At 68.8% G+C, this 12,449-nt stretch carries 10 protein-coding genes; 5 read left to right on the top strand and 5 right to left on the bottom strand.

The annotated features are described in order from the left end of the window. Nucleotides 1-19: 19 nt before the first annotated feature. A complete protein-coding gene (locus JW030_RS03700) occupies nt 20-1,009 on the bottom strand; it encodes a methyltransferase (RefSeq protein WP_188044656.1) in 990 nt (329 codons plus the stop codon). Between the two features lie 181 nt (nt 1,010-1,190). Between JW030_RS03700 and JW030_RS03695 the strand changes: the two genes are divergently transcribed. Genes JW030_RS03695 through JW030_RS03685 form a run of 3 tightly spaced genes read left to right on the top strand, consistent with a single transcriptional unit; the run spans nt 1,191 to nt 3,541 of the window. Beyond that, nucleotides 1,191-1,913, top strand: coding sequence for an alpha/beta fold hydrolase (locus tag JW030_RS03695; RefSeq protein ID WP_188044657.1), 723 nt, complete (start codon nt 1,191-1,193; stop codon nt 1,911-1,913). A gap of 48 nt (nt 1,914-1,961) precedes the next feature. Continuing rightward, nucleotides 1,962-2,516, top strand: coding sequence for a TetR/AcrR family transcriptional regulator (locus JW030_RS03690; RefSeq protein WP_241095540.1), 555 nt, complete (start codon nt 1,962-1,964; stop codon nt 2,514-2,516). 29 nt (nt 2,517-2,545) lie between these two features. Beyond that, complete coding sequence (locus JW030_RS03685) at nt 2,546-3,541, top strand: formylglycine-generating enzyme family protein (protein ID WP_188044658.1); 996 nt, start codon at nt 2,546-2,548, stop codon at nt 3,539-3,541. A gap of 34 nt (nt 3,542-3,575) precedes the next feature. Here the strand turns inward: JW030_RS03685 and JW030_RS03680 are convergent, their stop codons facing one another. The 4 genes from JW030_RS03680 to JW030_RS03665 all read right to left on the bottom strand — a co-directional run bounded on the left by JW030_RS03680 (nt 3,576) and on the right by JW030_RS03665 (nt 10,657). Further along, nucleotides 3,576-5,150 carry a GMC family oxidoreductase gene (locus JW030_RS03680; protein ID WP_188044659.1) on the bottom strand — a complete coding sequence of 525 codons (1,575 nt, stop codon included), beginning with the start codon at nt 5,148-5,150 and terminating at the stop codon, nt 3,576-3,578. Nucleotides 5,151-5,303: 153 nt separating this feature from the next. Next, a complete protein-coding gene (locus JW030_RS03675) occupies nt 5,304-6,659 on the bottom strand; it encodes an FAD-binding oxidoreductase (RefSeq protein ID WP_188044660.1) in 1,356 nt (451 codons plus the stop codon). A gap of 116 nt (nt 6,660-6,775) precedes the next feature. Next, nucleotides 6,776-8,485 carry a bifunctional 3'-5' exonuclease/DNA polymerase gene (locus tag JW030_RS03670; protein ID WP_188044743.1) on the bottom strand — a complete coding sequence of 570 codons (1,710 nt, stop codon included), beginning with the start codon at nt 8,483-8,485 and terminating at the stop codon, nt 6,776-6,778. A 21-nt stretch (nt 8,486-8,506) separates the two neighbouring features. After that, nucleotides 8,507-10,657 (bottom strand): DEAD/DEAH box helicase, encoded by a 2,151-nt coding sequence (locus JW030_RS03665; RefSeq protein ID WP_188044661.1) that lies wholly within the window; start codon nt 10,655-10,657, stop codon nt 8,507-8,509. Nucleotides 10,658-10,793: 136 nt separating this feature from the next. Here JW030_RS03665 and hpaH point away from each other — a divergent pair, with 136 nt between their 5' ends. Both hpaH and JW030_RS03655 read left to right on the top strand, forming a co-directional pair. Further along, nucleotides 10,794-11,579, top strand: coding sequence for a 2-oxo-hept-4-ene-1,7-dioate hydratase (gene hpaH / locus JW030_RS03660; protein WP_188044662.1), 786 nt, complete (start codon nt 10,794-10,796; stop codon nt 11,577-11,579). Then, nucleotides 11,564-12,391, top strand: a complete 828-nt coding sequence (locus JW030_RS03655) for an HpcH/HpaI aldolase/citrate lyase family protein (protein WP_188044663.1) — start codon at nt 11,564-11,566, stop codon at nt 12,389-12,391. Before hpaH ends, JW030_RS03655 begins: the two co-directional genes overlap by 16 nt. Nucleotides 12,392-12,449: the final 58 nt, after the last annotated feature.

Below are 12,449 nucleotides of genomic sequence, written 5' to 3'. Positions count from 1 at the left end.
TACTGCTGCCCGTTCGGGCCTACGCCGCGGTCGCGACGAGCACGCGCGGGCTCCCGTCGAGCTCGACGAGGCGCTCCACCTGCCAGCCCGACTCGGCAAGCCACGACTCGACGTCCTCGATGGGGTAGGCGACGGTCCCGTCGATGTTGAAGTACTCACCCGCGTGCAGCGCATCGATCTTGCGCTGCACCCCATCCTGGTCGAGGAAGAAGTCGAGCAGCAGGAGCGTCGCCCCGTCCGCCGCGGGGTCGCGCACGTTCCGCAGAATGGTGCGGTTCTGCTCGGCGTCGAAGCGGTGCAGCACGTGGGTGAGTAGTACGAGGTCGTGCGCACCTCCCGGCACGGCCGACTCGGTCGCCCCGCCCTCGACGGTCGTGCGATCGGTCACCCCGGCATCATCGAGCGCGACCGCGACCGAATCGACGAAATCGGGCGCGTAGACGAAACGGGCAGACAGCTCGGGGTTGCGGCGCAGCGCCTCGAGGGTGAACCCGGGGGCCAGCCCGCCAAAGTCGAGGGCGTTGCGGAACGAGCTGAAATCGAAGGCGTCTCCGAACTGCTCGGCGTGCAGGGCGTTGTAGGTCATGACGCCCGCCATGAAATCACTCCAGCCTGCCTCGTCCAGGTCGAGCGTGCCGGCTTCGTCGGAGTCGACCGTGCGGTCGTAGTCCAGCCACTGCGGGTAGCTAATGTCGTTGAGGAAGGCGAGGAACGGGGTGAGGTCGATGTCGCCCGTGCCCGAGAGGTATGCCCGCGCGTCGTCCGCCAGCGAGTACGTGGCGTCCGAGCGCTCGAGGAGCCCCTGCGCGTTCGCGGAGTCGGCGAGGATCCGGATCTGGCGCTCGGAGACGCCGGTCGCGGCCGCCAGCTCGGGGATGGTCTTCGACCCTCCAGCCAGCGCACGGAAGAGCCCGACGCGACTCGCGGCGAAGAGCTGCTTCGCTCCCATGAACCCAATGGCGATGTCGAGAATGCGGTGTGGCGTTGCGGGTACTGACGATGCAGTCATAGCGTCTCCTGAGTGTGGGCCGCCCCTCGTGAGGTGACGAGCGGACGGCAATGTCCGATAAGTGGTACTGCGGAAACTCTACAAACGTTGAAAATAAAAGTCCAGCCGCTCGTCGGTTTATTTTCTACTACCATAGACAAACGCGCAGTCGCGCGCCCCTTCACTGTCGAAAGAGCGCATCATGCCCCTCTCCACCCACCGCTCCCCCGCCACCACAGGCACCCTTCCCCCCGTCCTCCTCGTCCACGGCTTCGCGTCAAATGCTGCGGCGGACTACGTGGACACCGGATGGCTCGCGGCGCTCCATGCAGCCGGGCGGACGGCCGTCGCGATCGACCTTCCCGGTCACGGCGACAGCCCGAGCGTCGAGTCGCCCGAGCACGCGACGACGAGCGCAGTTGTAGCCGCCATCCTCGACGCCGCCGAGGCCTCGTTTCCCGAGGGCGAGTTCGATGTCATCGGCTACTCGCTCGGCGGCCGGCTGTCCTGGGAACTCCCCACCGCGAGCCCGCGCATTCGACGCCTCGTCCTCGGCGGCGTCAGCCCGTTCGAGCCGTTCGCCGCAATTGCGCCCGGGGAGATCGAGACGGCGCTCGCCGGCGGCGATAGTGGCAACCCGCTCGCCCAGATGATGGCCGGGATGATCAGCTCCCCCGGGCGCGACACGGCATCGCTCTCGCGCCTGATTGCGGGGCTCGCGAGTGAGCCCTTCCAGCCAGAAACAGGCGGGCCCGCCGTCCCCACCCTGCTCGTCGCGGGCGACGACGACCCACTCACCGGGGGCATCGAGTCGCTGGCGACGGCGATCCCGAACGGCAGCCTCGTCCGGGTGCCCGGCGACCACCGCGGCGCGCTCGACAGTGCCGAGTTCCGCGCCGCGGCGATCGCGTTCCTCACCGAGTAGGCGCCACTACGGCAGCCAGACACCGTCCGAGCGCACATCGCCGAGGCCGTGACGAACATCATCATCCGGGACGGCATCGAACGCGTCACTATGCGGGAGATCGCGGCAGAGGCCGGCTACGCCCACGGCGCGATCGCACGATACTTCCCCAACAAGCAGAGCCTGCTTACCGAGGCCTTCCTTCGCGTTTTTGAGGACTCCAACGAGCGCGTGATCGAGCGGGCGAGCCACGTGCGCGGCCTCGACGCGCTCGATCGAATGTGCCGGGAGATCCTCCCGTTCAACGACATCGGTTCGACGCGCTCGCGCATCGTGCTGTCGTTTTGGGACCGCGCAGCCCAGGACGAAGAGCTCTGGCAGATTCACCACGACAACATCATGAAGCGCCGCGCCCTCATCCAGCGGTTCCTCCTCGAGGCGCAGGAGGACGGTGAGCTCGACGATTCGGTCAACATCGAGGTCGCCGTCGAGGAGGTCTCGGCACGCAACGCCGGCTGGCAGATGCTCGCCGTGCTCGTGCCCGAGGCGACCTCTGACGCCGTGCTCAACGCCGGGCTTCGGTCGCTCATCAACTCCTTTCGCGCCACACCGCGCGAGGACTAGCCGCCGAGCGCCCGGAGAACGCAACCACCATGGCACCTGCAGAATCAGACTCCGCTTCCCCGCCCTGCTGCGCCCCGCCACGGAGCGCTCGCCCCGCCGATTCCGGGCGGATCCTGCCCCCGAGCCCAGCCAAGACGCCGACTGCGGCGCGGCCTGGCGAGCACTCGATCGAGCAGCGCGCGATACCGGCCGGCACATTCACGATGGGCGACGCCTCGGGTGACGGACTCGCCGCCGACGGCGAGCTGCCCCTCCACGACGTGACGCTCGAGACATTTTCCATTGATGCGACGTCGGTAACCAACGAGCAGTTCGCGCGGTTTGTTGCCGACTCCGGCTACGTCACTGACGCCGAACGACTCGGCGCATCTGCGGTGTTCCACCTCCTCGTGGACGCCCCCACCGCCGATATTCGCGGGCCGATTCCCGGCACCCCCTGGTGGATCGGCGTGACTGGCGCGAGCTGGCGACTCCCGGGCGGGCGGGCCTCATCGATCGGCGCGCTCGCCGACCACCCGGTCGTGCACGTCACCTGGGACGACGCGATGGCGTACTGCGCCTGGGCCGGGCGACGGCTCCCCACCGAGGCCGAGTGGGAGTATGCCGCACGCGGCGGCCTCGCGGGCGCCCGGCACCCCTGGGGCGACGCCCCCATCGACGGTAGCGACGGCGTGTGGCGCGCGAACGTGTGGCAGGGCACCTTCCCGGCACACAACACGGCGTCGGACGGCTGGGTCGGCACCGCCCCGGCGCGCAGCTACTCTCCCAACGGCTTCGGCCTCTGGCAGAGCGTCGGCAACGTCTGGGAATGGTGCGCCGACTGGTTCAGCGCGTCAAGCTACTCCGAGCACCCGTCGCGGGATCCCCGCGGCCCCGCGGCCGGCCGCGAACGGGTGCTGCGCGGCGGAAGCTACCTCTGCCACCCGTCGTATTGCAACCGCTACCGGAACTCGGCGCGCTCGCGCAATACCCCGGACTCGAGCATGGGCAACGCGGGCTTTCGCACGGTCGCCGCGCGGGACTGATCCTGCGGGCGACCGTGCTGCGCGACCGCTCAGACTATCCCTCCGCCAGCATGAAGGTCGCGGCCCGCTCACCGATGATCAGCGCCGGGGCGTTGGTGTTGCCCGTCGTCACCGTCGGCATGATCGAGGCGTCGACGACGCGGAGCGCGTTCACGCCGCGCACGCGCAGCTGGGGGTCGACGACCGCGTCGTCACCCACGCCCATCGCACAGGTACCGACCTGGTGGTGGTAGGTGATCGCGGTGTTCCGGACGTACTCCTCGAGCAGCGCGTTGTCGTCGCCGACCGCTGAGCCCGGGTAGAGCTCGGCCGCGCCCCAGCCGCCGTCGCCAGGCGCCCCAGCCAGGGCCGCCTGCCGGCCGACCTCGCGGCACTGCCGCACCGAGGCGACGAGGCTCGCGACGTCGTCGGGGTGGCTGAGCGCCGCGAGGTCAATCGCGATCTCGTCGTCGACCGAGGGGCCGGTAATGCGCAGCGAGCCGCGGCTCTTCGGGGTGACGATGCCCGACATCAGGGTGAACCCGTCGCCCGGGCCCGTCATGCCCTCCTGATACATCGGAACGCTGAAGTGCAGCGGCTGGGTGTCGGGCACCGCGAGATCCGGCTGGCTGCGCCAGAACAGGTGCGTCTGGGTCGGCGAGGTGCCGCTGGGCGGCCCGCCGATCTCGCGCTCGGTGGAAAAGATGACGGGCGACAGCAGGTGATCGTGCAGGTTCTCCCCGACGCCCGGAAGCTCAAGCACGGGGTCGATCCCTGCGGTACGCAGTGTCTCGGCGGCACCGATGCCCGAGCGCTGCAGGATCGCCGGCGAGCCGAGTGCTCCCGCCGAAAGTACGACCTCGTCCGCGAGCAGCTCTTCCCGCACGCCGTTCCGCACCAGCACGACGCCTCGGGCGACCAGGCCGCCGTCCGCGTCGTGGTCAAGCAGCACGCGCTCGACCTCGGCACCGGTACGGACCTCGAGCAGCGGGCTGTCCTCGACCGGACGCAGATACGCCGTGTAACTCGTCACCCGCACGCCGTCCACAATGGTGACCTGCTCCTGCGAGATGCCGTCGAGCGATTCCCCGTTGTAGTCGGGGTTGCGCGGGTGGCCCGCCTCGACGGCGGCCTCAACGATGGCGGCCTGGATAGGCTGCAGGGGAATATCGTCGCGTACGGGCATCAGCCCGCCCACCCCGCGCAGCTCGGAGGGTCCGTGGTTCGAGTCCTCCACCGCGCGGTAGATCGGCAGCACATCCGACCAGGCCCAGCCCTCGCAACCCGCCGCGGCCCACCCATCGAAGTCTTCGGGGGCGCAGCGCACCCAGATCATCGCGTTCAGGGCGTGCGATCCCCCCAGCACGCGGCCCCTGGGCAGGTGCAGCCGGCGCCCGCCGGCGTGCTCCTGCGGGACGGTGAAAAAGTCCCAATCCTCGGGGCTGTGCCACAGCTCGCCCATCCGGCTGGGGTCGTGGATCGCGGGGTTCAGATCGCGCGCGCCCGCCTCGATCAGCGTGACGCGACGGCCGGCGTCGATCAGGCGGCGTGCGAGGACGTTTCCGGAGGTCCCCCCTCCGACGATGACGACATGGCGGGCGACGCCTGCAGTGGACTCGGGAGTGCTCATGGGAGCCCCTTTCTTCAACGTTGAAGTGCGGCGGCAGCCGCGATACTCCGACGTTGTCAGGTTCGGGCGGATCCTGCGCGGAATCGTTCGCCCGCAGACAACTGCTGCGCGGGGGCGCGCAAGGCCCGCCCTGCGTGCTTGCCTGCCTGCCTGTCAGCCGTCCGCGTGCCGGAACATCCCCGCCGGGTCGCGTGCCTCGCGCACCGCGTCGAGCCGGGCGCGCACCGCCTCGGGCCAGGATCGCGCGCGACCCGAACCATCCAGGTGATCGGCAAAGTTCACGGCGACCCCGTCGAGCGCCCAGGGCGACAGCGCGTCGAAGAGCGCCGCGCCAAGCCGCGGGATTGTCCCGGCAATGAGCTCGGGCACCGGCGCGCCGAGCAGGAAGACGAGGTACTCGGCTTCTCGCCCGCCGACCGCGTTCTCTACCCCTTGCGCCTCACGCATCGCCCCGCCCAGATGGCGCACCTGCATGCCGATGAGCGGGACGTGCTGATCGGGACCCACGACGCCGAGTATCGTGCGGATCGCCTCGGGGGTGAGTTCCCGAAGCGCCACCGCGCCAGTCCAGCCCGGCCCCTCAGGGATCTCGGCAACCAACTCGGCGAACGGGCGCTGCCGCACGTCATCGATCAGCACCTCACCCCACCCCCGCAGGCCCAGAAGCTCCGCCTCGACCGCCGCCTCATCGCCCGTGTGCGTGAGCTCCACCTGCACGACGGTGCGCCCGCGCAGGATCGGGCCGAACATCTCCATGTCCGGAAAGCGCATCACGGCGAGGCTCGAGCTCACTTCATCACTTGCGGCCCTCGTCCAATCGGCATATGCCGTAAAGATCTCGGTCGCATTCTCGGAATCGAAAAAGATCGACCCGCCCACGATCGTCGCCGCGGGCACGAGCTCGAACGTGATTGAGGTCACAATTCCGAGCCCGTGCCGCCCACCGCGGAGCGCCCAGAAGAGGTCGCCGTGATGCTCGTCATCGACGATGAGCTGCTGGCCATCTGAGGTGACGACCTCGAGGGACCGCACGCGATCTGCAGCAAACCCGAACTGTCGGCCCAGCGGGCCGATCCCGCCGCCCAGAATGTAGCCGACGGCGCCGACCGACCCGTGCGAGCCACAGAGCGGCGCGAGCCCTGCGGGGGCTGCCGCGGCCACAATGTCGCTCCACACCGCGCCGGCCCCCACCGCAGCGGTGCCTGCCTTCGGGTCGATCGTGATCTCTCGAAGCGATGAGGTGAGGATGAGCAGGTCGACGTCTGGCAGCGTCCGCGCTGAGTGGCCGGTCGACATGACTCCGACGGTGGCCTCGTGCGTCACCGCGATGCCGACGGCCGTGGCGATTCCGGCTGCATCCCGCGCGCGAAAGGCCACCGATGGCGCGCGCTTCGCCGAGTGGTTGTGGCCTCGCACCGCGTCGTCATATCCCGGATCGCCTGGCAGCAGCACCTCCCCCGCGGATTGCTCGCGAAGAACTTGTGCAATACCTGCTGGATCGACGTTCATGTGCATCCCTGACTCTGGCCGGCAAATTTAAGCACTGGGTCCACCGTAGGTTCGCTCCGGGAATTTTGGAAGCAGATGCGCGCAACTGGGGACCTGGCTCCCGTCGTGCGTGCGACTCAATCCTTGCTGGCGCGCTCCGCGATGCGCACGTCGAGAGGGAAGTCCACGAGCCCTCCGCTAAAAAGCAGCCGGCCCGCAGCGTCGGCAGCCGCAGTAACCTCGGCGGCAACGGCATCGGCCTGCTCGATCGGCGTGTGCACGATCACCTCGTCGTGCAGGAAGAAGGCCAAGTGGGGGCTCCGAGAGAACGCGGGGCCGGAAGGATCCGCCGCCTGATCTTCCGGCACGCCCGGGAATCCCAAGAGCCGCAGCCTGAGGTCCGCGATCCAGGCCAGCGCCCATTCCGCAGCCGTGCCCTGCACGATAAAGTTGCGCGTGAACCGGCCAAAGTCGCGCGCGACCCGCCGCGCCTCGCGCTCGTCGCGGGCGGTCGCCCCTGGCTGGCTCGCTCGGGCCTGAACCTCCACCCACTCCGGGCTGGGTTCAGGGGACGAACGCCCGAGCCAAGTGGAGACGATGCCGCCCCGCTCGCCCGTCGACGCGGCGTCGTCCACAAGCCGCATCGCTACGGGGAAGCTCTTCCGCAGCCGCGGCACGAGCCGCCCGCTGTCACCGGTGGTGGCGCCGTACATGGCCCCGAGCACCGCGATCTTGGCCTCCTGGCGGGTCGCCACGACGCCGCCCTCGACGAGGCCCGCGTACAAGTCGGTGCCGGATCCGGCCGCCGCCATCGCCCGGTCCCCCGACATTGCCGCGAGCACCCGCGGCTCCAGCTGCGCGACGTCCGCCGACACGAACGTCCACCCCGGGTCGGCCCGGAGCGCGGGGCGCAGCTGCCGGGGAAGCTGCAGCGCACCGCCACCGCTCGACGCCCACCGGCCAGTGACGACCCCGCCGGGCACGTAGACCGGGTGATAGCGGCCGTCCTGCACCCACTCGTCGATCCAGCTCCACCCGTTCGCCGTCATCAGTCGGGACAACTTCTTGTACCTCAGGAGCGGCTCGATCACCGGGTGCTCGATCTCCGCGATCTCCCACTGCGAGGTCGACTCGACCTGCAGGCCGGCATCGCGGAGCGCGCGCAGCAGCTTGGGCGGGGAATCAACACTCACCTTCGGGTTGCCGAGCACGCGCCCGATCTCCTCGGCGAGCGCCGCCATGATTTCGGGGCGAGCGCCGACTGAGGGGCGCGGCCCGAGGGTTTCTCGCAGGATCCTGTCGTGCTCAGAGACGTCCCAGGGCAGGCCCGCGGATTGCATCTCAGCGGCCACCAGCGCCCCTGCCGATTCCGCGGCGACGAGCAGCCGGAGCCGGCCGTCGCCCGCATCGAGGGCAGCGCGCTGCCGCGCAAACTCGGCGCGCACCTCGGCGATCTCGCCCGGCACTCCGTTTCGTCGTGTCGGCTCCATATCGAAGAGGGCCGACGCGACGGGCTTCGGGGCAGGATCCTCGGGGCCCATGTCCCATTGGGTCGCCGCGATGATGTCTCGTCGATCCGCGACGTGCGCGGAGCGGCGCAGGATCGCGTGGCTCAGGCGCAGGTCGTGGCAGCGGGTGACGCGCACGCCCCGTTCGAGGAGCGCGGGTGCCCAGAGCGTCGTGTCGTTCCACACCCAGCGGGGCGCATGTTCGGACTCAGCGCGGCGCACAAACTCGGGGAAGTCCTCAGGGCTCAGCTCTGTGGACTCCCCCGGGCTCCCGTCAGTGTGCACCCCCAACGCAGTGATGCGCCCGTCGGCATTTCTGCCGAGGGCGCACCACTGCATCATCACCTCAGAGTGAGCGAGTTACCAGCGCGGCTTGCGGTCGCCGCCACCGTTGTAGCCACCACCGCGGCTGTCGCCACCGCGGTCGTTGTTGCCCTTGTAACCTCCACGGTCGCTGCCGCCACTGTACCCACCGCGGTCGCCACCGCGATCGTTGCGGTCGTTGTTGCCCTTGTAGCCACCGCGGTCGCTGCCGCCACTGTAGCCGCCGCGGTCGTTGCGGTCGTTATTGCCCTTGTAGCCACCACGATCGCCGCCGCTGTAGCCACCGCGGTCACCGCGGTCGTTGTTGCCCTTGTAGCCGCCGCGGTCCCCGCCGCGGTCAGCGCCACGCTCGTAGCTGCCGCGCTGCGGGCCACGGTCCGGGCCGAGCTCGATGAGCTTGCCGCTGATGCGGGTACCCGAGAGGCGATCCTGCTGTTCCTTCGTCAGGTTCTTGGGCAGCTCGACGAGCGAGAAGTCGTCGCGCACCTGGATGCGGCCGAAGTCATCGCGCGAGAGGCCACCCTCGTTGGCGAGGGCGCCCACGATCTGGCCGGGAAGCACCTTGTGGCGACGGCCGACGGCGATGCGGTACATCGCGAGGTCGTCGCGGCTCGGGCGCGAGGTCGTGCGCTCCGGGCGCTCGCGGCCGCCACGCGAGTCGCGGTCGTTTCCGCCGCTGCCGTCAAGGAAGCCAGCGGCCTGCTTGCGGTCGCGCTCGAACTTACGGTCGTCGTCTTCCGTGAGCAGCAGCGGGGTCTTGCCCTGCGCCACGATCGCGAGGGCCGCAGCCACGTCGGTCTCGGGGACATCGTGGTGACGCACGTAGTGCGCGATGATGTCGCGGAACAGTGCGACCCGAGCGGTCTTCTCGAGTGACGCGGTGATCGCATCGTCGAAGCGCGACAGGCGGGTCGCGTTGACCTGCTCAACGTTCGGAAGCGGCATCTGCGTGAGCGGCTGCTTCGTCGCCTTCTCGATGGCGGTCAGCAGGCGACGCTCGCGCGGGGTGACGAAGCTGATCGCGTCGCCCGAACGGCCAGCGCGGCCGGTGCGGCCAATGCGGTGCACGTACGACTCGGTGTCAATCGGCAGGTCGTAGTTGATGACGTGGCTGATGCGCTCGACGTCAAGGCCGCGGGCCGCGACGTCGGTGGCGACCAGGATGTCCAATGCGCCCGACTTGAGCTGCTCGACCATGCGCTCACGCAGGTTCTGCGGCACGTCGCCGTTGATCGCGGCGGCCGAGTAGCCACGCGCGCGCAGCTTCTCAGCGACCTGCTCGCTGTCGCCACGCGTACGCGTGAAGACGATCATGCCGTCGAAGTCTTCGACCTCGAGCACGCGGGTGAGCGCGTCGACCTTCTGCGAGTACGACACCACGACGTAGCGCTGCGTGATGCTCGAGCTGGTCTGCGTCTTGCCCTGGATCTTGATCTCGGCGGCGTCGTTCAGGTACTGCTGCGAGATGCGGCGAATCTGAGCGGGCATCGTGGCCGAGAACAGCGCGACCTGCTTGCTCTGGGGCGTATCGGCAAGGATCGTCTCGACGTCCTCAGCGAAGCCCATCTTGAGCATCTCGTCGGCCTCGTCAAGCACGAGGTACTTGATCTGCGAGAGATCAAGCGTGCCCTTCTTGAGGTGGTCCATGATGCGGCCCGGGGTGCCGACGATGATGTCGACGCCGCGGCGCAGAGCCGAGAGCTGCTGGCCGTAGGCCTGGCCGCCATAGACGGGAAGCATGTGCACCTCGGGGAGGTGTGCGGCAAAGCTGCCGAACGCCTCACAGACCTGGAGCGCGAGCTCACGGGTCGGCGCAATCACGAGGGCCTGGGGTACGCCCTGGCCGGGAACGATGCGCGACAGGATCGGCAGCGCGAACGCGGCCGTCTTGCCGGTACCGGTCTGCGCGAGGCCGACGACGTCGCGCCCGTCGAGCAGCACGGGGATAGTGGCGGCCTGAATGGCGGAAGGGGTCTCGTAGCCGAGGTCCTTCACGGCACGCAGCACGCGGGGGTCGAGGCCGAGCGTGTCAAAGCCGGGGCGCTCAGGTTCGGCGGCGGGAGCGGCCACCACTGCGGGGGCCTCGGCAGCGTCAACATGAGATTCCACCGCACCGGCCCCGGCTTCAGTACTCAAGTTGGGGGAATCGTCGCGCTCTGTCGGCGCGGGGTTCTCAGAAGAAGTCATTAGCTCATCTTACCCCGACAAAGTTGTGATGCTACCGCGAGTTTCCATGACCCGCAAGTAACCCCCAATCGTCGCGCCAAAAGTGGGAATCGTATACGATCTGAAGCATTCCGCTTCCCTAATCGAATCGAGTGCCATGCTCAGCGCTGAACAACACTTGCAGATCGCCGACGAGCTGATCGCGGCGGACGCTTCCAAGGAACTGCTCCCCATCCTCACCGGCCGCTACCCCGGAATGGTCGTCGACGACTCCTATGCGGTGCAGCGCGCCTGGACGGAACGCAAGATTGCCGAAGGGCGCCGCGTCGTGGGCCGCAAGATCGGCCTCACCTCGAAAGTCATGCAGGTCGCGACCGGCATCACCGAGCCCGATTATGGCGTCATTCTCGACGATATGGTGATCGAATCTGGCTCGGTCATCGACTTCGACCGGTTCTCGAACGTGCGCATCGAGGTCGAGCTGGCTTTCGTGCTCGCCAAGCCCCTCACCGGCCCGCACACCACCATCTTCGATGTGCTCGACGCAACGGCCTACGTCGTACCCGCCCTCGAGGTCCTGAACTCACACCTCGTGATGGAGGGGCGCACCATCGTCGACACGATCAGCGACAACGCCGCGATGGGTGCGATGGTTATCGGCGGTCGCCCGGTCAAGGTCGACCAGGTCGACCTGCGCTGGGTGTCGGCACTGCTTTCGCGCAACGAGACCATTGAGGAGTCCGGCGTCGCCGCCGCGATCCTCGGCCACCCCGCGATGGGCGTCGCCTGGCTGGCGAACAAGCTCGCCCAGCACGGCCAGTCCCTGAACGCCGGCGACATTGTGCTGGCCGGCTCGTTCACCCGCCCCATGTGGGTCGAGCGCGGCGATACCGTGCACGCTGACTACGGAACGTTGGGGACCATCTCATGCCGATTCGCCTAGAGCTTCCGCCGACGCTGTCGGACCGCCTCGCGCACGCCAAGCGCCCGCAGATCGGCCTCTGGGTCTGCTCTGGCAGTCCGATCGCCGCCGAGATCGTCGCGGGCAGCGGCATCGACTGGGTCTTGCTCGACGCCGAGCACTCCCCGAACGGCCTCGAGTCCATCCTCGCCCAGCTCTACGCGATGTCGGCTTACCCGTCGACGCCGGTCGTACGTCCGCCCTCTGGCGACGTCGTCACGATCAAGCAGTTCCTCGACCTCGGCGTGCAGAACCTACTCATCCCGATGGTTGACTCCGCCGAGCAGGCCGCCGAGATCGTGCGCGCGGTCCGTTACCCCCTCAATGGCGTGCGCGGGGTCGGCAGCACGCTCGCCCGCTCGTCTCGGTGGAATCGGGTCGAGGGCTATCTCGGCAGGGCAGATGAGACCATCAGCCTCACAGTACAGATCGAGTCGGCGGCGGCGGTCGCCGACGTCGAGCGCATCGTCGAGACCGACGGCGTCGACGCAATCTTCGTGGGCCCGGCCGATCTCGCGGCATCGATGGGGCTCCTTGGCCAACAGTCGCACCCCGACGTGGTCGAGGGCGTGCTGCGCGCCATTAGCGCGGGTCTCGCCGCCGGGAAGCCGGTCGGCGTCAATGCGTTCGTACCGGCCGACGCCGAGCGCTACCTCGCCGAGGGCGCGTCCTTCGTCGCGGTGGGGGCCGACGTCGCGATCCTGGCCCGGCAGACCGAGGCACTCGCCGAGCGTTTCGTGCAGGCAGGATCGAGCAACACTCCGCCCAGCGCTCCGCCCCGGGGCAGCTACTAGGCGACAGATGCGCCTATCCCCGCAGTTGCCGGAGCAATCCGAGTTCACGAGAGAACCC

Source organism: Leucobacter sp. CX169 (assembly GCF_017161405.1).
Classification (GTDB): domain Bacteria; phylum Actinomycetota; class Actinomycetes; order Actinomycetales; family Microbacteriaceae; genus Cx-87.
Note: the sequence above shows the minus strand (reverse complement) of the source record. Positions and strands in the feature narration are given on the sequence as shown.